Annotated in this window: 19 protein-coding genes; 17 read left to right on the top strand and 2 right to left on the bottom strand. The window is 72.9% G+C overall.

Annotated features, from left to right (window positions below):
- The first annotated feature begins 13 nt into the window (after positions 1-13).
- From ACIA8L_RS21480 to ACIA8L_RS21425, 12 genes are read left to right on the top strand one after another with little or no spacing between them, the layout of a single operon-like run.
- Entirely contained in the window at positions 14-967 is a 954-nt protein-coding gene (locus ACIA8L_RS21480; protein ID WP_395907070.1) for an ABC transporter permease, read from the top strand.
- A complete protein-coding gene (locus ACIA8L_RS21475) occupies positions 960-1,802 on the top strand; it encodes an ABC transporter permease (protein WP_395907068.1) in 843 nt (280 codons plus the stop codon). The genes ACIA8L_RS21480 and ACIA8L_RS21475 overlap by 8 nt, the downstream gene beginning before the upstream one ends.
- Positions 1,799-2,812, top strand: a complete 1,014-nt coding sequence (locus tag ACIA8L_RS21470) for an ABC transporter ATP-binding protein (RefSeq protein WP_395907066.1) — start codon at positions 1,799-1,801, stop codon at positions 2,810-2,812. The genes ACIA8L_RS21475 and ACIA8L_RS21470 overlap by 4 nt, the downstream gene beginning before the upstream one ends.
- On the top strand, positions 2,809-3,819 hold the full coding sequence (locus ACIA8L_RS21465; protein ID WP_395907065.1) for an ABC transporter ATP-binding protein: 1,011 nt from the start codon (positions 2,809-2,811) through the stop codon (positions 3,817-3,819). Before ACIA8L_RS21470 ends, ACIA8L_RS21465 begins: the two co-directional genes overlap by 4 nt.
- On the top strand, positions 3,816-4,577 hold the full coding sequence (locus tag ACIA8L_RS21460; RefSeq protein WP_395907063.1) for an IclR family transcriptional regulator: 762 nt from the start codon (positions 3,816-3,818) through the stop codon (positions 4,575-4,577). Before ACIA8L_RS21465 ends, ACIA8L_RS21460 begins: the two co-directional genes overlap by 4 nt.
- Positions 4,574-5,449, top strand: coding sequence for an amidohydrolase family protein (locus tag ACIA8L_RS21455; protein WP_395907061.1), 876 nt, complete (start codon positions 4,574-4,576; stop codon positions 5,447-5,449). Before ACIA8L_RS21460 ends, ACIA8L_RS21455 begins: the two co-directional genes overlap by 4 nt.
- A 31-nt stretch (positions 5,450-5,480) precedes the next feature.
- Positions 5,481-6,386 carry a dihydrodipicolinate synthase family protein gene (locus tag ACIA8L_RS21450; protein ID WP_395907059.1) on the top strand — a complete coding sequence of 302 codons (906 nt, stop codon included), beginning with the start codon at positions 5,481-5,483 and terminating at the stop codon, positions 6,384-6,386.
- Positions 6,379-7,119, top strand: a complete 741-nt coding sequence (locus tag ACIA8L_RS21445; protein WP_395907057.1) for an SDR family NAD(P)-dependent oxidoreductase — start codon at positions 6,379-6,381, stop codon at positions 7,117-7,119. The genes ACIA8L_RS21450 and ACIA8L_RS21445 overlap by 8 nt, the downstream gene beginning before the upstream one ends.
- A complete protein-coding gene (locus ACIA8L_RS21440; RefSeq protein ID WP_395907055.1) occupies positions 7,116-7,883 on the top strand; it encodes a PIG-L deacetylase family protein in 768 nt (255 codons plus the stop codon). The genes ACIA8L_RS21445 and ACIA8L_RS21440 overlap by 4 nt, the downstream gene beginning before the upstream one ends.
- Entirely contained in the window at positions 7,880-9,058 is a 1,179-nt protein-coding gene (locus ACIA8L_RS21435) for a mandelate racemase/muconate lactonizing enzyme family protein (protein ID WP_395907053.1), read from the top strand. The genes ACIA8L_RS21440 and ACIA8L_RS21435 overlap by 4 nt, the downstream gene beginning before the upstream one ends.
- A gap of 8 nt (positions 9,059-9,066) precedes the next feature.
- A complete protein-coding gene (locus ACIA8L_RS21430) occupies positions 9,067-10,017 on the top strand; it encodes a sugar kinase (RefSeq protein WP_395907051.1) in 951 nt (316 codons plus the stop codon).
- Positions 10,007-10,615, top strand: a complete 609-nt coding sequence (locus tag ACIA8L_RS21425) for a bifunctional 4-hydroxy-2-oxoglutarate aldolase/2-dehydro-3-deoxy-phosphogluconate aldolase (protein WP_395907049.1) — start codon at positions 10,007-10,009, stop codon at positions 10,613-10,615. Before ACIA8L_RS21430 ends, ACIA8L_RS21425 begins: the two co-directional genes overlap by 11 nt.
- Here ACIA8L_RS21425 and ACIA8L_RS21420 read toward each other — a convergent pair.
- Positions 10,581-12,020: a GH1 family beta-glucosidase gene (locus tag ACIA8L_RS21420; RefSeq protein ID WP_395907047.1), complete on the bottom strand. Its 1,440-nt coding sequence runs from the start codon at positions 12,018-12,020 to the stop codon at positions 10,581-10,583. The genes ACIA8L_RS21425 and ACIA8L_RS21420 overlap by 35 nt on opposite strands.
- A 229-nt stretch (positions 12,021-12,249) precedes the next feature.
- Between ACIA8L_RS21420 and ACIA8L_RS21415 the strand changes: the two genes are divergently transcribed.
- From ACIA8L_RS21415 to ACIA8L_RS21400, 4 genes are all read left to right on the top strand, one after another.
- Positions 12,250-15,720 (top strand): discoidin domain-containing protein, encoded by a 3,471-nt coding sequence (locus tag ACIA8L_RS21415; protein WP_395907045.1) that lies wholly within the window; start codon positions 12,250-12,252, stop codon positions 15,718-15,720.
- Positions 15,721-15,850: 130 nt separating this feature from the next.
- Positions 15,851-16,885, top strand: coding sequence for a LacI family DNA-binding transcriptional regulator (locus tag ACIA8L_RS21410; RefSeq protein ID WP_395907043.1), 1,035 nt, complete (start codon positions 15,851-15,853; stop codon positions 16,883-16,885).
- 461 nt (positions 16,886-17,346) lie between these two features.
- Positions 17,347-18,363, top strand: coding sequence for an aminoglycoside phosphotransferase family protein (locus tag ACIA8L_RS21405; protein WP_395907041.1), 1,017 nt, complete (start codon positions 17,347-17,349; stop codon positions 18,361-18,363).
- 854 nt (positions 18,364-19,217) lie between these two features.
- Positions 19,218-19,820, top strand: coding sequence for a DUF305 domain-containing protein (locus tag ACIA8L_RS21400; protein WP_395907039.1), 603 nt, complete (start codon positions 19,218-19,220; stop codon positions 19,818-19,820).
- Here ACIA8L_RS21400 and ACIA8L_RS21395 read toward each other — a convergent pair.
- Positions 19,795-21,021, bottom strand: coding sequence for an MFS transporter (locus ACIA8L_RS21395; RefSeq protein ID WP_395907037.1), 1,227 nt, complete (start codon positions 21,019-21,021; stop codon positions 19,795-19,797). The genes ACIA8L_RS21400 and ACIA8L_RS21395 overlap by 26 nt on opposite strands.
- A gap of 67 nt (positions 21,022-21,088) precedes the next feature.
- Here ACIA8L_RS21395 and ACIA8L_RS21390 point away from each other — a divergent pair, with 67 nt between their 5' ends.
- On the top strand, positions 21,089-21,970 hold the full coding sequence (locus tag ACIA8L_RS21390) for a LysR family transcriptional regulator (RefSeq protein WP_395907035.1): 882 nt from the start codon (positions 21,089-21,091) through the stop codon (positions 21,968-21,970).
- Positions 21,971-22,019 lie beyond the last annotated feature (49 nt).

Raw genomic sequence — 22,019 nt, 5'->3', positions numbered from 1 at the left:
AAGGAGACAAGCGGTGCGCCACATCGTCAACCGGGTGATCGTCAGCATCCTGATGCTGGTCGCCGCCTCCATCCTCATCTTCGTCGTCCTGCGGGCCCTGCCAGGGGACCCGGTGCTGACCCGGCTGGCGGGCTCGCAGGGCGTCGACCAGAACTCCATCCAGCGGCTGCGGGCCGAGGCCGGCCTCGACCGGCCCCTGATCGCCCAGTACTTCGGCTGGGTGACCGGCATCCTGCACGGCGACCTCGGGCAGTCGTACTTCTCGCACCAGCCGGTCGCGGCCCTGCTGACCCAGCGCATCGGCCCGACCGTCGAGCTGACCGTCCTGGCCGTCCTGCTCTCGGTCGTGCTCGCGCTGCCCGCCGCCGTGGCCGCCGCCGAGCGGCCCGGCGGCTGGGCCGACCGGCTGGTCACCTCCTTCGCCGCGGCCGGGATGTCGTTCCCGCCGTTCGTGGCCGGCATCGCGCTGATCCTGATCTTCAGCGTCGGCCTGCACTGGCTGCCGGCCCGCGGCTACACGCCGCTGACCACCGACCCGGTGCAGAACCTGCGGGACATGACGCTGCCGGCCATCGCGCTGGCCATCGGCGCCGCCCCACTGGTGTACCGCTACCTCAAGGGGGAGCTCATCACCGCCTTCGACTCCGACTACGCCCGCACCGCGGAGGGCAAGGGGGTGCCGCGCTCGCGCGTCGTCGTGCGGCACGCGCTGCGCAACGCGGCGCTGCCGAGCCTCACGATGATCGGGCTGATCGTCGGGTACACCCTCGGCGGCAGCGTCATCGTCGAGTACGCCTTCGGCATCTCCGGCCTCGGCTCGCTCTCGGTCGAGGCGGCGTTCCGGCGCGACTACGCCGTGCTGCAGTCCGTCGTCCTGCTCGTCAGCGCCCTGTTCATCCTGGTGACCCTGGCCGTCGACGTGCTCACCGGCCTGCTCGACCCGCGCACCCGGACCCGGCATGGCTGAACCCGCGACCGCCGTGCGCCGCCGCGGCCGGCGCCGGCGGCCGGTGAGCCTCGCCGTCTTCGGGCTGATCGCGGCCGCCTGCGTCCTCGCGCCGGTCGTCGACCCGAACCGCCCGACCACCCCCGACCCGGCGAACGCGTTCGCACCCGCCTCGGCCGCGCACTGGCTCGGCACCGACGAGCTGGGCCGCGACATGCTGGCCCGGCTGCTGTACGGCGGCCGGCTCTCCCTGGGGGTCGCCGCCGGCGCGGTCGTCATCGCGCTCGTGCTCGGCACCGCCTGGGGCCTGCTCGCCGCGTCGACCCGCGGCCTCGCCGACCAGCTGCTCATGCGCACCGCCGACGTGGCCATGGCCGTGCCGCAGATCCTCTTCGCGCTCGTCTGCGTCGCCGCGTTCGGCGCGTCGCTGCCGTCGCTGATCATCATCGCCGGCCTGCTGCTCGCCCCGACGTCGGCCCGGATGGCGCGGGCCGCGGTGATCCAGGAGATGACGCTCGACTACTACCTCGCCGCGGTGGCCAGCGGCACCGGCCGGGTCCGGCTGCTGCTGAGCGAGCTGCTGCCGAACGTGGCCCCGGCCCTGGGCTCGCAGGCCGTCATCAACGCCGCCAGCGCCATCATCCTGGAGGCCAGCCTGAGCTTCGTCGGCCTGGGCGTGCAGCCGCCGCAGATGTCCTGGGGCGGCCTGCTGCAGCAGGGGTACGCGTTCCTGTTCAGCGACCCCAGCTACGCCCTCGGCCCGGCGGCCTTCATCCTGCTCACGGTGCTCTGCCTGAACCTGGCCGCGGACCGCCTCGGCGGCGCCGGCCTGCTCGGCCCGAGGAGCGCGCGGTGAAGCCCGAGGAGCGCGCGGTGAAGCCCGAGGAGCGCCAGGTGAGCGCCGACCGGTCCGGACTGCAGGTGGAAGACTTGCGGGTCGGGGTGGGGGAGACGCCGATCGTGCGGGGCGTGAGCTTCACCCTCGCCCCCGGCGCCCGCCTCGGCCTGGTCGGCGAGTCCGGCTCCGGCAAGTCCCTGACCGCCCTCGCCGTGATGGGCCTGATCCGGCCGCCGCTGCGCATCGCCGGCGGCGCGGTCCGGGTCGGCGGCACCGACCTGCGCACGCTGCGCCGCCGCGAGCTCGACCGGGTCCGGGGCCGGCGGATCGCGATGATCTACCAGGACCCGGCGGCCGCGCTCAACCCGCTCATGACCGTCGGCGATCAGATCGGCGAGGTCGTGCGCCGCCACGCCGGGGCGAGCCGGTCCGCGGCCGTCGCCCGGGCCGTCGAGCTGCTCGGCGAGGTCGGCGTGGCCAACGCGCGGACCCGGCACCGTTCGTATCCGCACGAGTTCTCCGGCGGCATGCTCCAGCGCGTGATGATCGCGATGGCCCTGGCCGGCGACCCGGACGTGCTGCTGTGCGACGAGCCGACGACCGCGCTCGATGTCACCACCCAGCTGCGGATCATGAACCTGCTCGACCGGCTGTGCGCGGCCACCGGCGTCGCCGCGCTGCTGATCACCCACGACCTCGGCGTCGCCGCCGGGTTCTGCGACGACATCGCCGTCATGTACGCGGGCCGGATCGTGGAGCGGGCCGCCACCACGGCGCTGTACGACCGGCCCCGCCACCCGTACAGCCGGGCGCTCATGTCCGCGATCATCGACCTCGACGCCGACCTGGGCCGCCCGGTCCCGGCCATCCCCGGGCAGCCGCCGGCCCCGGGCGAGCTCGCGAGCGGCTGCCCGTTCCGGCCCCGCTGCCCCTTCGCGATCGACGCCTGCGCGGCCGCCGAGCCGGACCCGCGCGAGATCGACGGGCATTCGGTGCGCTGCATCCGGGCCGAGGAGGTGGCCGTATGAACACATCGCTGCTCACCGTGACCGACCTGGTGAAGACGTACCCGGGCCGCGGCGGCCCGGTCCGGGCGGTCGACGGCGTGTCCCTGGACATCGCCCCCGGCGAGACGTACGGCCTGGTCGGCGAGTCCGGCTCCGGCAAGTCCACGCTCGCCAGGTGCGTGCTGCGCTTCACCCGGGCCGACAGCGGCACGATCGAGTTCGCCGGCCACGACCTCGGCCGCCTGCCGGAGCGCGAGCTGCGCCGGTTGCGGGCCCGCATCCAGATCGTCTTCCAGCATCCGCACGGGTCGCTCAACCGGCGGCACGCGATCGCCGACATCATCGCCGCGCCGCTCGTCGCCCACCGCACCGGCTCCCGCGAGGCGCGGGCCGCCCGGGTCCGGGAGCTGCTGGACCTCGTCCAGCTGCCGGCGGCGATCGCCCGGCGCCGGCCGCGGGAGCTCTCCGGCGGGCAGGCCCAGCGGGTCGCGATCGCCCGGGCCCTGGCCCTGCGCCCCGAGTTCGTCGTGCTCGACGAGGCCGTCTCGGCCCTGGACGTCTCCGTGCGGGCGCAGATCCTCAACCTCCTCGCCGAGCTGCAGCGCGAGCTGGGTCTGACGTACCTGTTCATCTCCCACGACCTGGCGGTCGTCCGCTACGTCGCCCAGCGGGTCGGCGTCATGTACCGCGGCCGGCTGGTCGAGCAGGCCGGCCGGGCGGACCTGTTCGGCGCGCCGCGGCATCCCTACACCCGGATGCTGCTCGACGCCGTCCCGGTCGCTGACCCCGGCCGGCAGCGGGAACGGATGGCGGCCGCGGCCGGCGGCGGCGACCCGGCCGACGACACCCCGGTGACCGGCTGCCGGTTCCGGCCCCGCTGTCCCGTCGGGCGCGACGACGCGCGCTGCGCCACCGAGGACCCCGCACTGACCGCGCCGGGCGGATCGGCCACGCTGGTGGCCTGCCACTACCCGGACCGCACCGCGGCCGGGCCACCGTCCACCCCGTCCACTCTGGAGTCCAGGTGACCGACACGCCACCCGTCCGCCTCGGGGACCGGCTCGTCACGATCGTCGAGACCTTCCTCGCCGCACCCCGGCAGAGCCTGTCCGAGGTGTCCGCCGCCTGCGGCATGGAACCCTCCACGACCTCGCGGTACCTGCGCCAGCTGGTCGAGCACGGCTGGCTGGAGCGCGACGAGGAGACCCGCCTGTACAGCCTCGGCGTCCGCATGATCGCGATCGGGCACGCGGCCCGCTCGGCCCGGCCGCTGCGGGCCCGGCTCCTGCCGCACATGCGCGAGCTCGTGATGCGCTTCGACGAGACCGTCAACCTGGCCGTGCACCAGTCCGGTGAGGTGGTGGTCATCGAGGCGGTCGAGGGGGGCCGCTCGATCCGCCGCGGCGCCAGCGTCGGCGACCGCGACAACTGGTTCACCTCCAGCCTCGGCAAGGCGATCATGGCGCACCTGCCCGAGTGGCAGGTCGTCCAGCTGTGGGAGCGCCACCGCCCGGACCGCCGGACCCAGCACACCCTCGTCGAGCTGGACGCGGCCCTGGCCGACCTCGAAGCGGTGCGGCGCAACGGCTACGCGCTGGACGACGAGGAGGAGGAGATCGGCCTCAAGTGCGTCGGCGTGGCCATCAGCGACGCCCGCGGCCAGTACACCCACGCGCTGAGCATCAGCGGCCCGACGGCGCGGATGAACGAGCGGCTGACCGAGACGATCGAGGCGCTGCAAAGCGTGGCCCGATCGGTCGACGGCGGACGGCGGGAGGCCCGATGAGCCCCGAGGTCGAGGTCGAGGTCGACGTGCACACCCACCTCGGCGAGCACGGCACGCACGTGCACGCGCCCCTGGCGGAGCACGAGATCCGGGCCTGGGGCCGGGTCAGCTGGGACGTGACCACCCAGGAGCACGCGGCCGCCGCGAACTCCGCCCGGACCTCGATCGTGCTGGCCTTCGACGCCGAACCGGTAGGGGTGGTCGTGCCCAACGACTACGTCGCCGCGGCCGTCGCCGGCCAGGACCGGCTGATCGGGTTCGCCAGCGTCAACCCCAACCGGCCCGACGCCGCCGCCCGGCTGGAGACCGCGGTGCGCGACCTCGGGCTGCGCGGGCTGAAACTCGGCCCCACCTACCAGCACTTCCACCCGCACGACCGGGCCTGCCTGGACCTGCTCGAGGTGGCCGACCACTACCGGCTGCCGGTCATCTGGCACCAGGGGACCACGTTCACGTCGGCCGCGATCGCCGAATACGCCCGCCCGGTCCAGCTGGACCTGGCCGCCCGGACGTTTCCGAACCTGCCGATGTGGATCGCGCACTTCGGGCACCCGTGGATGGCCGAGTGCGTGGCCACCGCCCGGCGGCACGAGCACTTCTTCATCGACGTCTCGGCCCTCGACACCCGCCCGTGGCAGCTGGCTCAGGCACTCGCGGCCGCGTACGAGTACCGAATCATGGATCGCATTTTGTTTGGTAGTGACTATCCCTTCTCGACCGTCGAGCGGACCGTGGCCGGGCTGCGCCGCGCCGCCGCGTTGTGCCGCCGCCTGGGCATCGCCGAGGTGACCGACGACGACGTCGACGCGATCTGCCGGCGGGACGCCCTGTCCCGGCTGGGCCTGCGGCCACCCGCACCGCAGGCGACCTGACCAGTTTTTCTCACCGCAACAAGGAGGAACGATGGGCGTGGCCCTCGGTGGCGTCCTGGCCGTGTTCCAAACCCCGTTCACCGCCGACGGGGCCGTCGACCGGGCGGCGCTGGAACGGCAGTTCGACTGGCTGTTCGCCAACGGCGCCGACGGCGTCGTGTTCGGCATGGTCTCCGAGGTGCTGCGGCTGTCCTCCGAGGAGCGCGACGACGTGGCCCGGCTGGCCTGCAAGCTGGCCGACGGCCGGGGCCACTCGGTCATCAGCGTCGGCGCCGAGTCGACCGTCGTCGCCGTCCGCCACGCCAAGCACGCCGCCGCCTGCGGCGCCACGGCCCTGATGGCGGCGCCGCCGGCCCTGCACCCGGCCGGCGACGACGAACTGTTCGGCTACTTCGGCGCGATCGTCGAGGCGGTCGACGTGCCGCTGGTCGTGCAGGACGCCAGCGGCTACGTCGGCACCTCGCTGTCGATCCCGCTGCAGGCGCGGCTGCACGCCGAATACGGCGACCGCGTGATGTTCAAACCCGAGGCCCCGCCGATCGGGCCGCGGCTCACCACCCTGCTCGACGCCACCGGCGGCCGGGCCCGCGTGTTCGAGGGGACCGGCGGGCTGTACCTCATCGACAGCTTCCGCCGCGGCGCCGTCGGCACGATGCCGGCCGGCGAGACCGTGTGGGCCCTGTCCGCGCTGTGGCGGGCCCTGACCGCCGGGGACTACGCCCGGGCCTACCGGATCTCCGGACCCCTGGCCATGCTCGTCTCCCAGCAGACGTCCCTCGACCTGTTCGTCAACGTCGAAAAGCATTCGCTGGTACGGCAGGGAGTCCTGCCCAGCGCGGTGATGCGCGGCCCCACCGGCGAGCCCGCCGACGCCCAGATGACGGAGGAGATCAACCGGCTGATGGACCTGCTGCGCGCGGCGGTCGACGATGCCTGACCGGGTCGCGGTCGTCGTCGGCGCGGGCGGTGACATCGGGGGTGCCTGCGCCCGGCGGCTGGCCCGCACCCACGGCGCGGTGCTGTGCGTGGACCGCGACCCGGCCCGCGTCGCGCCGGCCGGCTGGGCGCGAACCCTGACCGCGGACGCCGCCGACCCGGCCTTCGCCGACACCGTGGTGGCCGCGGCGGCGGGCATCGGGCCGGTCGGCGCGGTCGTGCACGCCGTCGCGTTCGAGGAGCACGCGCCGGCCGTGACGGTCACGCGGGCGAGCGTCGAGCGCAGCCTGGCCGTCGGCCCGCTCGCGGCGCTGAGCCTGTTCCGCGGGCTGGTCGCGGCCGAGGCCCTCGCGGCCGGCGCGTCGCTGGTCGCGATCGGCTCCCTGCACGCCACCGTGCCGTTCCCGGACTGCGTCGGCTACAACGCCGCGCACGGCGCCCTGGCCCAGATCGTGCGGACCCTGGCCCACGAGTGGGCGCCCCGGCGCATCCGGGTCAACGCCGTCGTCCCCGGCTGGATCCGCACCGCCGGGGAGGCCGGCCTCTACGGCGACGGGCACCTCGACCGGGTCGCCGCGCTGCTGCCACTGGGCCGGTTCGGCACCGCCGAGGACGTCGCGGCCGCGGTCGGCTACGTCTGTTCCGACGAGGCCGGCTACGTCTCCGGCAGCTTCCTCACCGTCGACGGCGGCCTCGGCGCCTCCCTCGCCCGGCTGCCCGGCGGTGCGGCGTGAACGTCACCTGCGTCTTCGCCCACCAGGACGACGAGATGCGCTGCCTCGGCACGCTGCTGCGGCTGCACGCCCGCGGCCACCGCATCGGCTTCGTGTGCGTCACCGACGGCGGGGGCGGGCTGCCGTTCGGCGGGCCGGACGGCGAACCGGCGGCGGCGGTCCGCGAGCGCGAGATGCGGGCGGTGGCCGAGCGGTTCGACGCGCAGTACCTGTGCCTGGGCCGGGAGGACGGCTTCACCACCGGCGACGCGGCCCTGCGCCGGGACCTCATCGCGGCGCTGCGCCGGCTCGGCTCGGAGCTGATCATCACCCACTGGACCAGCGACTACAACGACGACCACGTCGTCACCGCGAAGGCCGTCACCGACGCCGCGCTCTTCGTCAACCTGGCGTCCTTCGAGCCGGCCGTCGCGGCGCTTCCATCGGTACCGCGAGTGCTGTACGCGCACCCCGGCGAAGGCTACGGCTTCGAACCGACGCACTTCGTCGAGCTCTCCGCGGCCCACGTCGCCGAGAAGAGCGAGCTGATCCGCCGGCACGACAGCCAGATGGCGGTCATGCGGCGGCTGCGCGGCTACGACTACGCCGACGAGATGGCCGCGGAGACCCACCGCACGGGGGCCCGGCTCATGGTGGCGCACGCCGAGGCGTTCCGGCCGTGCCTGGCCGAGCGGCGCATCCCGTGGCCGACCGACCTGCCCGGCCCGCTGTCCGAGTCCGGCCCGCTGTCCGAGTCCGGCCCGCTGTCCGAGGAGGGCGTATGAAGATCACCAGCGTCACGCCGATCCTGCTCGGCGGCGACGAGCGCTACGGCTCCCACGACGGCGCGGCCGAGGCCACCGACCAGGGCGACCGGCTCCTGCTCGTGCGCGTCGGCACCGACGAGGGCCTGGCCGGCTGGTCCGACGTGGAGACGTTCGGGCCGGCGGCGGTACCGGTGCTGCAGGGCACCGGCATGAGCGGCCTGGGCTTCCGGACCCTGGCCGAGGAGCTCATCGGCCGCGACCCGCTGCAGCCGGAGCGGCTGTGGGACGAGCTGTACCTCGCCACCGCCTACTACGGCCGCCGGGGCGTGGTCATGCACGCCATGTCGGCCGTCGACAACTGCCTGTGGTCGATCCGGGCCCAGGCCGCCGGGGTCGACCTCGCGACCACCCTCGGTGGGCGGCGCCGGGACCGGCTGCCGGCCTACGCCTCCACCCTGTTCCGCAAGACCCCGCACGACAACGCGGCCGCCGCCGCCCGCTACGTGGACCTCGGCTTCCGGGGCGTCAAGTTCGGCTGGGGCGGCTTCGGCGTCGACCCCGCCCGCGACCGCGACAACCTGGCCGCGATCACCGAGGCGCTGCCCGCCGACCGCGCGCTGATGGTCGACCCCGGCTGGTACGTCCACGACGGCGACCGGGCCCGCGTCCGCGACCGCCGCCAGACCGAGGCGATGCTGGCTCTGCTCGACGAGGTGCGCCCATACTGGGTCGAGGACTTCGTCCACCCCGAAACGCCGCGGGTGTACTGCGAACTGAAGACCGAGTTCCCGAGTCTGCGGTTCGCGGCCGGCGAGCAGCAGTCGACGATCTGGGACTTCCGGCGGCTCGTGGAGGAGGCCGGTGTCGACGTGCTGCAGCCCGACCTGTCCCGCTGCGGCGGCCTCACCGTCGCCACGCAGGTCGCGGCGGCCGCGCCGGACCGCGAGATCGTCACCCACTCCTGGCTCACCGACCTGCTGCACGGCTACAGCCTGCACTTCCTGGCCGCCCTGCCCGCGGCGACCTGGGTCGAGTTCAACGTCGCGCAGAGCGTGCTCAGCCGCGGCGTGGCCCGCGAGCACCTGCGCCTCGACCCGGACGGCACCGTCGCCGTACCGGCCGGCCCCGGCATCGGCGTCGAGGTCGACGAGGACTTCGTCCGCGCCCGCCGCCTCAACGACGCGGACTGGTAGCGCCGCCCGTGGATGTCCTGACCGCCGGTGAGGCGATGGCGCTGCTGCTGGCCGAGGACGCGGTGCCGCTGGGGCGGGCCGAGCGGTTCGCGCGCAGCGTCGCCGGGTCGGAGAGCAACGTCGCGATCGGCCTGGCCCGCCTGGGGCACACGGTCGCCTTCTGCGGCCGGGTCGGCGCCGACGCCGCCGGTGGGTGGGTCCGCGACACCCTGCGCGCCGAGGGTGTCGACGTCACCGCCCTGCACACCGATCCGCGGCGCCCGACCGGCCTGCTCCTGCGCGACCGGCCGGCCGGGGGCCGCCCTGTCTCCGTCGCCTACTACCGCACCGGCAGCGCGGCCACCGCCCTCGCTCCGGCCGACGTCGACGAGGCCCGCGTCGCCACGGCCCGGATGGTGTTCGTCTCCGGCATCACGGCGATGCTCTCGCCATCGGCCGCCGACTTCACCGACCGCCTCATCGCGGCCGCGTCGGCGGCGGGCGTCCCGGTCGCCTTCGACCCCAACGTCCGGCTGCGGCTGGCCGCTGCCGAGGACTGGCGGCGCATGTATGCCCGCTTCGCCGGCCGGATGGACACCCTGCTGCTCAGCGGCGAGGAGCTCCGCCGGCTGGGTCTGGCCCCGGACGCCCGCACGGACCCGGCCGGCCTGCTGTCCGGCCGCACCACCACGGTCGTCGTCACCCACGGCGCGGCCGGTGCGACGGCGACCACCGCCGCGGGCACCGTCCACGCCGCCGCGAGCCCGGTCTCCGCGCTCGACCCGGTCGGCGCCGGCGACGCCTTCACCGCGGGCTGGCTGTCGGCCCGGCTGCGCGGCCTACCCCCGGCCGACGCGTTGCGCGAGGCCGCCGCGGTCGCCGCGCTCGTGGTCGCCGTGCCCACCGACATCGCCGGCCTGCCCACCCCGGCCGAGCGCGACCGGCTGCTGTCCACCGGAGGAGACGACGTTGACCGCTGAGGACGAGGTACTCGAGGCGCTGCGGCGGCACCGGATCGTCGCCATCGTGCGGGCGCCCGACGCCGGCACCGCGCTCCGGCGGGCCCGGGACCTGCTCGCCGCCGGGCTGCGGGTCGTCGAGATCTCGCTGACCACCCCGGGCGCGTGGACGGCGATCGAGTCGCTGGCCGAGGAGTGCGCCGGCCGGGACGACGTGACAATCGGCGTGGGTACGGTCCTCAGCCCCGCCGACGCCGCCCGGGCCGCGGCCGCCGGGGCTCGCTTCGTCATCGCCCCGACGCTCGACCGGTCCGTGATCGCCGCCGCCCGCGACGGTGGGCTGGCCGCCATACCCGGCTGCGCCACCCCGACCGAGATGTGGCGGGCGACGCGGTGGGGCGCGACCGCCGTGAAGATCTTCCCGGCCACGCTGTGGACCCCGCGCGCCCTCGCCGGCGTGCTGGAGGCGCTGCCGGACCTGCGCTGCGTGCCGACCGGCGGCATCGGCCCGGACGACGTGGACACCTGGGTCGCGGCGGGCGCCCTCGCGGTCGGGATCGGCTCGGCCCTGACCCGGCCGGCCGTCAGCGATCCATCGCGTCCGGAGCCTCCGCGGTAGCGACCTCGAAGCCGTTGGTGGCGATGGCCTCGCAGTACCAGCGGCCGCTGCCCTTGATCGTGCGCTCGAGGGTCTCGTAGTCGACGCGGATCAGGCCGAAGCGGCGGCTGAACCCGAACGCCCACTCGAAGTTGTCCAGCAGCGACCACACGAAGTAGCCGCGCAGGTCGACGCCGGCCGCGATCGCCTCGTGGACCGCGGCCAGGTGCCCGCGCAGGTAGGCGATGCGCTCCGGGTCGTCGATGCCGCCGTCGGGGCCGGGCCGGTCGTCGTAGGCGGCCCCGTTCTCGGTCACGTACAGCGGGCGGTCGCCGTAGTCGCGGCGGATGCGCAGCAGCAGGTCGCGCAGCCCGGTCGGGTCGACGGACCAGCCCATGTGCGTCACCGGGCCCGGCGTGGGGTGAAACTGCACGTGCTGCGCGGTCGGGTAGCAGGTGCCGTGGTCGAGCACGCCCGGCGGGGCGGCGCTGACCAGGTCCGGCTGGTAGTAGTTCACGCAGATCGCGTCGACCGGGGCCGAGATCGCCGCCAGGTCGCCCGGGTGGACGAAGTGCCAGTCGGTCAGGTCCCGGGTGTCCTCGACGGTGTCGGCCGGGTAGGCGCCGAGCAGGATCGGGTCGAAGAAGATCCGGTTCAGCAGGCCGTCGATGCGGCGGGCGGCGTCGGCGTCCTCGGCGCTGCCGGTGAGCGGGCGGACGGCCCCGGCGTTCAGGGCGACCGACAGCTGACCGGTGGCCCCGGACGCGCGCAGCGCCTCGATCCCCAGGCCGTGCGCCAGGAGCAGATGGTGGGTGGCGGTCAGAGCGCCGACGTGGCCGCGGCGGCCGGGGGCGTGCCCGCCGGTGCCGTAGCCGAGGAACGCCGAGCACCACGGCTCGTTGAGCGTGTTCCACATGGCCACCCGGTCCCCGAGGCGGGCGCCCATGACGGCGGCGTAGTCGGCGAAGCGCAGGGCCGTCTCGCGGTTCGTCCAGCCGCCGGTGTCCTCGAGCTCCTGGGGCAGGTCCCAGTGGTAGAGGGTGGCGACCGGGCGGATGCCGGCGGTCAGGAGCTCGTCGACCAGGCGGTCGTAGAAGTCCAGACCGGCCTCGTTGACGCCGTGGCCGCCGGCCGGGCGGATGCGGGGCCAGGCGATCGAGAACCGGTACGCGGACAGGCCCAGCTCGGCCATGAGCTTGACGTCCTCGCGGAACCGCTCGTAGTGCCCGGTCGACACGGCACCGGTGTCACCGCCCGCGATCCGGCCCGGCTGGGCCGCGAACGTGTCCCAGATCGACGGGGTGCGGCCGTCGGCGTCCACGGAGCCCTCGATCTGGTATGCGGCCGTGGCGGCGCCCCACCAGAACGTTGAGGGAAAGGTCAGCCGGGCCGGCTGGGCCTGGACCGCCGTCGTGCTCACACACATCAACCCCTTCGGAGGTTTGGAGAGCGCTCTCCAAACTGTGTGACCAGACTGCGACCGGCTGTGCGCGCTGTCAAGGTCTGGTGGCGTCGCGGGCGGGCCAAAGTACCCCCGCTGGGTCCTTCGGCCCTTGACATGACGGAAATGGCGGGGCAACACTGCGTGCAATCGGAGAGCGCTCTCCAAACCGCCGCCATAGCGCTCTCCACCACACCCCGCAAGGAGCCTCCTCGTGCATCCGGCGCACACGCCCGCCCCCGCTTGGCGGAGAATCCTGACCTCGCGATGGCGCATCGTTCTGGTGCTCGCCGTCGTCGCCGCCGTCGCCGTCGTGGTCGCGCCCTTCGCGCGCGCCGCCGACGGCCTGATCTCCCAGGGCAAGCCCGTCACGTCCTCCTCGGACCAGGCCCCCGACGTCGCGGCCAGTTTCGTCAACGACGGCAACGCGGGCACCCGCTGGAGCAGCCAGTGGAGCGACCCGCAGTGGATCCGCATCGACCTCGGCGGGACCGCCACGATCAGCCAGGTCAAGCTGAGCTGGGAGGGCGCCTACGGCAAGGCCTTCCAGATCCAGACCTCGGCCGACGACCAGAACTGGACGAACATCTACAGCACGACCACCGGCACCGGCGGCGAGCAGACGCTCAGCGTGACCGGCAGCGGGCGGTACGTCCGGATGTACGGCACGGTCCGCGGCTCCGGCTACGGCTACTCGCTGTACGAGTTCCAGGTCTTCGGCACGATCGGCGGCACCAACCCGACCGGCGGCGCCTGCGACACCACGGCCAACGTGGCCCAGGGCAAGACGGCCACGGCGTCGTCGTCGGAGGGCGCCGGCAACGGCCCGCAGTACGCGGTCGACGGTGACGCCGGCACCCGCTGGAGCAGCTCCTTCAGCGACCCGCAGTGGCTCCAGGTCGACCTGGGCTCGTCGCGGTCGATCTGCCAGGTGGTCCTGCAGTGGGAGGCCGCCTACGGCAAGTCGTTCCAGATCCAGACGTCGGCCAACGGCACCGCGTGGACGGACGTCTACTCCACGACCACCGGCACCGGCGGCACACAGACGATCCCGGTGACCGGCACCGGCCGCTACATCCGCATGTACGGCACCGCGCGGCCGGGCGGCTACGGCTACTCGCTGTGGGAGTTCAAGGTCTACGCGGGCGGCGGCGGCACGACGTCGAACCCGCCGAGCTCGCCCCCGCCGACCTCCACGTCGCCGGACCCGACGAACTGGACCACGGTCTGGACGGACACCTTCGACGGCGGCGCCAACACCTCGCCGTCGGCGGCCAACTGGCTCCTGCGCACCGGCACGCAGTTCCCCGGCGGCGCCGCCAACTGGGGCACCGGTGAGGTCGAGACCGCGAGCAACAGCACGGCCAACGTGTACCTCGACGGGGCCGGGAAGCTCAACATCAAGGCGATCCGCGACGGGGCCGGCAACTGGACCTCCGGGCGGCTGGAGACCCAGCGCACCGACTTCCAGGCCGCGCCGGGCGAGCAGGTCAAGTTCACCGCCCTCGTCAAGCAGCCGGACGTCGCCAACGCGGCCGGGTACTGGCCGGGCTTCCGGGCCACGGGCGCGGCGTACCGCGGCAACTACAACAACTGGCCGGGCGTCGGCGAGACCGACATCATGACCGACGTCAACGGCCGCAGCCAGCTGTCGCAGACCCTGCACTGCGGCACCGCGCCCGACGGCGTGTGCGGCGAGTACAACGGCCGCTCCTCCGGGCTGGCGTCCTGCGTCGGGTGCCAGACCGGGTATCACGAGTACACCCAGGTGATCGACCGGACGAAGACCGACGAGGAGATCCGCTTCTACCTCGACGGGAAGCAGTCCTGGGTCGTGCGGGAGAGCCAGGTCGGCGTGACGGCCTGGAACAACGCCGTCCACCACGGCTTCTACCTGCGCTTCGACCTGTCGATCGGCGGCTCGCTGCCCAACGCGATCGCCGGGTTCACCACGCCCACCCCCGCCACGACGTCCGGCGGCGTCCTCTCCGTCGACTCGGTGACCGTGGCCAGGTCGACCGGCACCGCCCCGGCCGCGATGACCGACCCGGCCACCCCGGCCGGCCCGAGCGTCGTCAAGGTGACCGGCGGCCAGGGCAACTGGCAGCTGCAGGTCAACGGCCAGCCGTGGGAGGTCAAGGGCCTCACGTACGGGCCGCCGCAGGGTGCCGCGGACGGATACGTGCGCGACCTGAAGAACATGGGCGTCAACACGATCCGGACCTGGGGCGTCGACGACGCGCAGACCCCGGAGCTGCTCAACCGGGCCGCCCAGCAGGGCCTGAAGGTCGTCGTCGGGCACTGGCTCAACCAGGGCGCCGACTACGTCAACGACACCGCCTACAAGAACGCCACGAAGACCGAGGTCGTCAACCGGGTCAACGCGCTCAAGAACAACCCGGGCGTGCTGCTGTGGGACGTCGGCAACGAGGTCATCCTCACGATGCAGGACCACGGCCTGTCCGCGGCCGACGTCGAGGCCCGGCGGGTGGCCTACGCCAAGTTCGTCGACGAGCTCGCCGTGGCCATCCACGCGGCCGACCCCAACCACCCGGTGACGTCGACCGACGCCTACACCGGCGCCTGGCCGTACTACAAGGCGAACGCGCCGCACCTGGACCTGCTGGCCGTCAACTCCTACGGCGCCATCGGCAACATCAAGCAGGACTGGATCAACGGCGGGTACACGAAGCCGTACATCGTCACCGAGGGCGGGCCGTCCGGCGAGTGGGAGGTGCCCAACGACGTCAACGGGGTGCCGAACGAGCCGACCGACCTGCAGAAGCGCGACGGGTACACGGCCAGCTGGAACGCCATCAAGTCGCACCCCGGCGTGGCCCTCGGCGTGACCGAGTTCCACTACGGCCTGGAGAACGACTTCGGCGGCGTGTGGCTGAACACCTACCCCGGCGGTTGGCGCCGGCTGGGTTACGGTGCTTTGAAACAGGCCTACACGGGTACTCCACTGCCGAACACGGCCCCGCAGATCACCTCGATGACCGTCAGCAACCAGACGGCCGTCCCGGCGGGCAGCCAGTTCACGGTCAACGTGGCCGCCAGCGACCCCAACGGTGACGCGATCCGCTACAACCTGATGGCCAGCGACAAGTACATCACCGGCGGCACCGGCTTCCGCAACGTCAACTTCACGCAGAACGGCAGCTCGTTCTCGGTCACCGCGCCGGAGAAGCTGGGCGTGTGGAAGATCTACGTGTACGCGTTCGACGGCTTCGGCAACGTCGGCATCGAGACCCGCTCGTTCAAGGTCGTGGCGCCCTCGATCCCGGGGACGAACCTGGCCCTGAACAAGACGGCGACGGCGTCGAGCTACCAGCCGACCGGCACCAACGGCCCGCAGTTGCCGTCCTACGCGGTCGACGGCAACTACGGCACGCGGTGGGCCAGCGAGTGGGTCGACACCGCGTCGATCACCGTGGACCTGGGCTCGAAGCAGGCGTTCAACAAGGTGTTCCTGGCCTGGGAGGACGCGTACGCGAAGGGCTACCAGATCCAGACCTCCGACGACAACGCCAACTGGACGACGATCTACACGACCACGTCCGGCGACGGCGGGTTCGACGATGTGAATGTCAGCGGGAACGCGCGGTACGTCCGGATCAATGGCCAGACGCGGGCGACCGCCTACGGTTACTCCCTCTGGGAGTTCGGGGTGTACCGCTCGTAGGTCGTGCTTGGCGCGCTGCCCTGCTCGTGCGCCTCGCGCTCGTGCTTTGGTATGTGATGTGCGGTGAAAGCGCTCTCTGGGCCGAATGCCTGGAGAGCGCTTTCCGTAGGCCGTGCTATAAACCTTCGTGATGAGCGACAAACGGCGACCGACCTTGGAGGACGTGGCGGAGGCCGCGGGCGTGTCCCGCGCGACCGTCTCGCGGGTCATCAACGGCGTGCGCAACGTCGACCCGAAGCTGCACGAGATCGTGTGGCAGGCCGTCGACGCCACCGGCTACGTCCCCAACCGCGCCGCCCGCTCCCTGGTCACCCGCCGCAGCGGCACCGTAGCCCTGGTCGTCTCGGACTCTGTCTCCCACGACGACGACCCGTTCATGCGCCGCTTCTTCGCCGACCCGTTCTTCGGCCGCATCGTCGGCGGCGTGATGAGCGTCCTGCGCCCCAAGGGCATCCAGCTGGCCCTGCAGATCGTCGGCACCCAGGAGGCCCGCACCCGCCTCGTCGGCGACCTCGGCCAGGGCCAGGCCGACGGCGCCGTGCTGCTCTCCCTGCACCCCGAGGACACCCTGCCGCAGCAGCTGTGCGACGCCGGGATCGCCGCCGCGCTGGTCGGCCGCCCGGCCCAGCCCGTCCCCATCTCCTACGTCGACCTGGCCAACGACGCCGGCGGCGCCCTGGCCGCCGACCACCTCGTGGCCCGCGGCTGCACCCGCCTGGGCATGATCACCGGCCCCGCGCACGTCCCCGCCTCCCAGGACCGCCTGACCGGCTTCCGCCAGGCCCTGGCGCGACACGGCCACGCCTGGTTCCCGACCGTCGAGGGCGGCTTCACCTACGAGTCCGGGGAGTCGTCGCTGTTGATGCTGATGAAGCAGTACCCGGACCTGGACGGCGTCTTCGTGGCCAACGACCTGATGGCGCAGGGCGCGCTCATGGCGCTACGGTCGCTGGACCGGCGGGTGCCGGAGGATGTCGCGGTGATCGGCTTCGACGACAGCAGCGCCGCTCTGGATGCCCGCCCGCAGCTGACGACTGTCCGCCACCCTCTGGAAGACATGGCCGCGGAGACAACCCGCCTGGTCCTGGCCCGAATCGACGACCCCGCCTTGCGCGTGGAGTCCGTAATCTTCGACCCGAAGCTGGTAGTCCGCCAGTCAGCTTGATTTCCATCCACATCGACAACCCAACGTCGATTTTGGCGACGAACTAAGTTCGCATGCACAAACCGCACTTTCATCCACCAGCCGCACCTCCCGAACCGCCAGCACCCGCCACACGCCATGCCACGCTGCAACAGAGGCGGCAGACCGCGCCGGCGCCGCGCGGTGCGGTGTTGCACTGCGCCGCTGGTTGTCCGCCAGCAGCTTGATTTTCATCAACGTTGACGACTCAACATTGATTATGGTGGCGAACTAAGTTCGTGTGGACAGGCCTGACTTTCATCCACGAGCCGCATCTCGTCGCGGTGCAGGTTGGGGGCGGGTGTGAGTTGGGGGTGGAGGCTGGTTGTGGGTCCTGGTCGGGGTGGTGGCGGCGACGGAGTGGAATCCGTGATGTTGTGTGATCCGGAGCTTGTCGTCCGGCGGTCGGCTTGAATGTGTCGTTGTGGAACTTGGGTGGGTTGATGGACGCTGACATCGAGGTCTCGGTCGACGTTGTGCGGAACCTGGTTCGTGGCCAGCATGCTGATCTCGACGGACCGCTGCGGCTCGTCGCGAACGGGTGGGACAACGCCATCTTCCGGCTCGGGTCGGACCTCGCGGTGCGGGTGCCGCGGCGGCGGATTGCGGCGGCTCTGATCGAGCATGAGCAGCGTTGGTTGCCGGAGTTGGGTCCGGTTCTGCCGATTGCGATCCCGGCGCCGGTGCGCATCGGGCGGCCGTCTGCTGAGTATCCCTATCCGTGGACCATCACTGCTTGGATCGACGGCACCGTGGTCACCCGGGTGCCGGTGGGGGAGCGCGGGGTGTTCGCTGAGCAGTTGGCCGGGTTCCTCAACTCGCTGCACCGGCCGGCGCCCGTGGACGCGCCCGTCAATCCCGTTCGTGGCGTGGCTCTGGTTGCCCGGTCCGAGGTGATGGGCGAGCGGTTCCGAAAGTTGGGCGAGCGGTTCCAGCCGATGGGGGAGCGGTTCGAGATGGTGACCGGGCGGTTTGATGAGGTGGGCGGGCGGTTCGAAGGGGTGGGGGAGCGGTTCGACGGGGTGGGGGAGCGGTTCGACGGGGTGGGTCAGCGGTTCGAAGAGGTGGCCGAGAGGGGTGCGTCCGGACGGATTGCACAGGAGCTGTCGGAGCTTTGGAACGACCTCGCCGCGGTATCGCCCTGGGCCGGACCGCCGCAATGGGTCCACGGCGACCTGCACGCCGCCAACCTGCTGACGGGGGCCGATGGTTTCCTGGCCGCGGTGCTGGACTTCGGTGACCTCACCGCCGGTGATCCGGCCACCGATCTGGCCGCGGGGTGGCTTGTGTTCGACGCTCCGGCCCGTGCCCGCTTCCGGGCCGCGCTCGACGTCGACGAAGATACCTGGCAGCGGGGGAGGGGCTGGGCGCTGTGCATGGCCGCCGCGATCGCTGTCGACGTGACCGGCACGCCCGAGATGTACGCGATGGCGGCCCACGCCCTGCGCGAGATCCGCTGACCCGTCCCCCCGGCGCTGACCTGAGGGTGAGAGGTCGGCATCAATGTAATCCGGAGAGCGCTCTCCCTCGTGGCGGATGAGAGTGGGTTCAAGAGGGCTGATCGGTGTTGACAGGGTCTTGGTGAGCCACGAAACTGGTGACTACGGAGAGCGCTCTCCAAAGGATCGGGTGCCGGCGGAGAGCGCTCACCGGGGCGGACAGCTCAGTGGTCAGCGGGCCTGACGGGGGCTGACTGGACCGTCCGGTGAAGGTGTCCGGCAACGGTGGTCCGGGTGGTCATCCAGGCGGGGGCTGCCCGCGAATCAGCGTTGGCTCCGGCGCCTTCAGGGTGCGGTCGGCCGGTTCGCTCCGGGTGATCCGCGCCGGCGTTGTGGCGGTGACCGGGTTGGGGTTCCCGCCACCGGGCGCGCCCGTGCGAGCGGGCGCACCCGAGCCAGGCGCACGCGACGCAAGGAACAGACGCGCCAGAGCCGCCCGCCGCAAAGAAGACGAACGCGCCAGAGCGCCGCCGCCACAAAGGAGACGAACGCACCAGAGCGCCGCCGCCACAAAGGAGACGAACGCACCAGAGCGCCGGCTGTCGCAAGGAAACGAACCCACCAGCGCCGACCGCCGCAAGCGACCGGCACGCCGGAGCCGACCGCCGCAGGGAACGGGTACGGAGGCACGAGTCGACGCAAGGAACGGACGCGCCGGAGCCGGCCGCGCGCGAGGCAAGGACGCGCTCGAGCTGACCGCCGCCGGTGGCGGCGGTGTGCGCCAAATCGGGCGGGCCGGGTTCGAGAAAGCGCTCTCTCAGCCACACTCGTCAGGACACGACAATTGCACACCGGGCAGAGGAGGCCGCACCGCCATGCGACTTCGAACGTTCCGACGACGACTCCTGTCGCCGCTCGCCGTGCTGGCTCTGGGCGGCCTGCTGGGCGGCCTGCTGGGCGGTTGTGGGGGGTCGGCCGAGTCCGGGCCGCCGCCGGCGGCGGCTGCGCCGGGGGTTGCCGTGTCCGAGTTCGGGGGGACGGACCTGGCCTGGGTCGAGCTCATGATCCCCATGGACGAGCAGTTGCTGCCGGTGCTGGAGCTGGTCAAGGCCAAGGCGTCCGACCCCGGGCTGGTCGCCGTCGCGGTGGAGTTGCAAGGGGTGTACGCCGCGGAGCTGCCCCGGCTCAAAGCGCTCTCCGACCAGGCCGGCCTCCCCACGGACAGCCCGCACAAGGGCCACAAGATGCCGGGGCTCGTCGACGCCGACCGGCTCGAGGCGCTGCAGGCCGGTACCGGTGCGGACTTCGAGAAGCAGGCCACCGCCGTCCTCCGCGAGCATCTCACCCAGCTGACCAACCTGGCCGGGTCCGAGCTCGCCAACGGCACCAGCCCCACGGTCAAGGCCATCGCCGAGCACGTGGCCAAGACCCGTGGGGACGCCAACGCGAAGCTCAGCGGCGCAGCAGCGGGCGGCTGACGACGGCCACCAGGAAGGTGATCGCGGCCGCGAAGCCGAGCAGGGCGACGGGGGCGCTGACCAGCTGCGTCAGCACGCCCAGGCCGAGGACGGGGACGGCCAGGCCGAGGTACCCGCCCAGGAACAGCCCGGCCAGGGACTCGCCGCGGATCTCGGGCGGGGCCAGGCCGACGACCGTGGAGATCGCGCCCTTCAGCAGCGCGCCCGCGCCCGCTCCGGCCAGGACGCCGCCGGTCAGGAACGCGGGCAGCGACTCGGCCCACACCGCGGCCGTCACCGTGGCCAGGCCGAGGACGATCAGGGCCAGGCCGGTGCCGAGCGTGCCCCGGATCGACCGGTGCCGCAGCAGGATCTGCGCGGCCGCGCCGGAGGCGAAGACCAGCGAGGCGACCGCACCGGCCAGCGCGCGGGACGGGTGGTGCAGGGTGCCGGCGACGAACGCCGGGGCCAGGGACGTGAACAGGCCGAGGACCGACAGCGCGGCGAACGCACCGGTCGCGGCGGCGAAGTAGCGGGGGCGGGCGGCCGCGGGCACGCCGACGCGCTGCGGGCGGTATCGGCGCGACTCGACGGCGACCGTCTCCGGCGCCAGGGCCACGGCCAGCGCGGCCAGGAGCAGCAGGCCCAGGAATACCAGGTACGGCGTGCGCAGCGGCGCCCCCACGTACTCGGCCAGGAGGCCGGACGCGACCGGGCCGAGCGCGAACCCGCCGAGGTTGGCCACCGTCGCCACCAGGTCGCCGCGGGCCCGGGACGCGTCCGGGCGGGCCTTCGCGTGCAGCTCCGACAGGTGCGCGGTGGCCGTCGCCGTGATCATGCCGATGCCCAGGCCGGACAGGACCCGGGCGGCGATCACCACGGCGAAGCCGGTCGAGGTCAGGAACAGCGCGGCCGCGATCACCTCCAGGAGCACGGCCGGGAGCAGGACCCGGCGCCGGCCGAGCCAGTCGGACACGTGGCCGGCGAGGAACAGTGACACGATGACGCCGAACGCGTAGGCGGCGAAGGCGATGGTCACGGCGATCGTGGAGTATCCGTCGTGCCGCTGGTAGATCGCCCACAGCGGGGTCGGGACGACGGTGAACGCGAGGGACACGGCGAACGCGGCCGCGATCGCCCAGAACCCCTGCTCATGGCTGAAGCGGCGGCGGCGGTCGGTCGGTGCCCCGGCCGGGGCCGGGCGGGTCTCCACGATGGTCATGATGGCAGGTTCCCTCGCCGGGACCAGCACCGCCAACGAATCTTCGTGCTGGATAGCATCACCAAACATGATGGAGCTGCGGCATCTGGTGTACTTCGTGACCGTCGCCGAGGAGCGCAATTTCACGCGCGCGGCGCAGCGGCTGCGGGTCGTGCAGTCGGGAGTCTCCGCGGCCGTGCGCACCCTGGAGCGGGAGCTCGGCGCGCGGCTGTTCGAGCGCAGCTCGCAGCGGGTCACGCTGACCGACGCCGGGGCCGCCCTGCTGCCGGAGGCCCGGGCCACGATCGACGCGGCCCAGGCGGCCCGCGACGCGGTCCAGGAGGTCCGCGGCGGCCTGCGCGGCACCCTGCGCATCGGCACCCTGATCTCGGTGCCGTTCGTCGACCTGCCCCGCCTCCTCGGCCGGTTCCGCGCCGACCACCCGGCCGTCGACCTGCGCCTGCGGGCCGCTCCGACCGGTTCGGCGGGCCTGGCAGCGAGCCTCGCCGACGGGGAGCTCGACGTCGCGTTCCTGTCGCTGCCGGGTCGCACACCGCCCGGCCTGTCCTGCCGGATTCTCGCTGAAGAGCCGATTGTGGGGGTACTGCCTGTAGCCCACCGGCTCGCCGAGCGCCCGGAGCTCACCCTGGCCGACCTGGCCGACGAGCCGTTCGTGGACTCGCCGCCCGGCTACGGCAACCGGACCGAGGTCGACCGCGGGTTCGCGGCCGCGGGCCTGCACCGGCGGGTCGCCCTCGAGGTCGCCGACATCGCGACCGTGCGGCAGTACGTCCGCGAAGGCCTCGGCATCGCGCTCATCCCGCGCTTCTCCGTGCCGGACGAGCCCGGCCTGCGGGTCGTGCCCGTCACCACCGACCTGCGCTGGACGTTCGCCGTGGCCACCGCCTCGGCCCGCCGCCCCACGGCCGCGGTCCGGGCGCTGCTGAGCCTGGTCGACCGGTATCGGTAACCTATTGCCTCTTGCCCGCCGGGCATGCACTCGCCAGCATGAGCGGGAC

The sequence above is a fragment of the Dactylosporangium sp. NPDC051541 genome, assembly GCF_044454505.1.
In the GTDB taxonomy this organism is placed as follows: Bacteria; Actinomycetota; Actinomycetes; order Mycobacteriales; family Micromonosporaceae; genus Dactylosporangium.
The sequence above is the reverse complement of the archived record's forward strand: the minus strand, read 5'-3'. Positions and strand labels throughout refer to the sequence as shown.

What these genes read in the sequence shown, in the direction of transcription:
- ACIA8L_RS21475 (WP_395907068.1), top strand. Translation starts at nt 960, where the DNA reads ATGGCTGAACCCGCGACCGCCGTGCGCCGCCGCGGCCGGCGCCGGCGG.
- ACIA8L_RS21465 (WP_395907065.1), top strand. Translation starts at nt 2,809, where the DNA reads ATGAACACATCGCTGCTCACCGTGACCGACCTGGTGAAGACGTACCCG.
- ACIA8L_RS21455 (WP_395907061.1), top strand. Translation starts at nt 4,574, where the DNA reads ATGAGCCCCGAGGTCGAGGTCGAGGTCGACGTGCACACCCACCTCGGC.
- ACIA8L_RS21450 (WP_395907059.1), top strand. Translation starts at nt 5,481, where the DNA reads ATGGGCGTGGCCCTCGGTGGCGTCCTGGCCGTGTTCCAAACCCCGTTC.
- ACIA8L_RS21445 (WP_395907057.1), top strand. Translation starts at nt 6,379, where the DNA reads ATGCCTGACCGGGTCGCGGTCGTCGTCGGCGCGGGCGGTGACATCGGG.
- ACIA8L_RS21435 (WP_395907053.1), top strand. Translation starts at nt 7,880, where the DNA reads ATGAAGATCACCAGCGTCACGCCGATCCTGCTCGGCGGCGACGAGCGC.
- ACIA8L_RS21420 (WP_395907047.1), bottom strand. Translation starts at nt 12,020, where the DNA reads ATGTGTGTGAGCACGACGGCGGTCCAGGCCCAGCCGGCCCGGCTGACC.
- ACIA8L_RS21410 (WP_395907043.1), top strand. Translation starts at nt 15,851, where the DNA reads ATGAGCGACAAACGGCGACCGACCTTGGAGGACGTGGCGGAGGCCGCG.
- ACIA8L_RS21405 (WP_395907041.1), top strand. Translation starts at nt 17,347, where the DNA reads ATGGACGCTGACATCGAGGTCTCGGTCGACGTTGTGCGGAACCTGGTT.
- ACIA8L_RS21400 (WP_395907039.1), top strand. Translation starts at nt 19,218, where the DNA reads ATGCGACTTCGAACGTTCCGACGACGACTCCTGTCGCCGCTCGCCGTG.
- ACIA8L_RS21395 (WP_395907037.1), bottom strand. Translation starts at nt 21,021, where the DNA reads ATGACCATCGTGGAGACCCGCCCGGCCCCGGCCGGGGCACCGACCGAC.
- ACIA8L_RS21390 (WP_395907035.1), top strand. Translation starts at nt 21,089, where the DNA reads ATGATGGAGCTGCGGCATCTGGTGTACTTCGTGACCGTCGCCGAGGAG.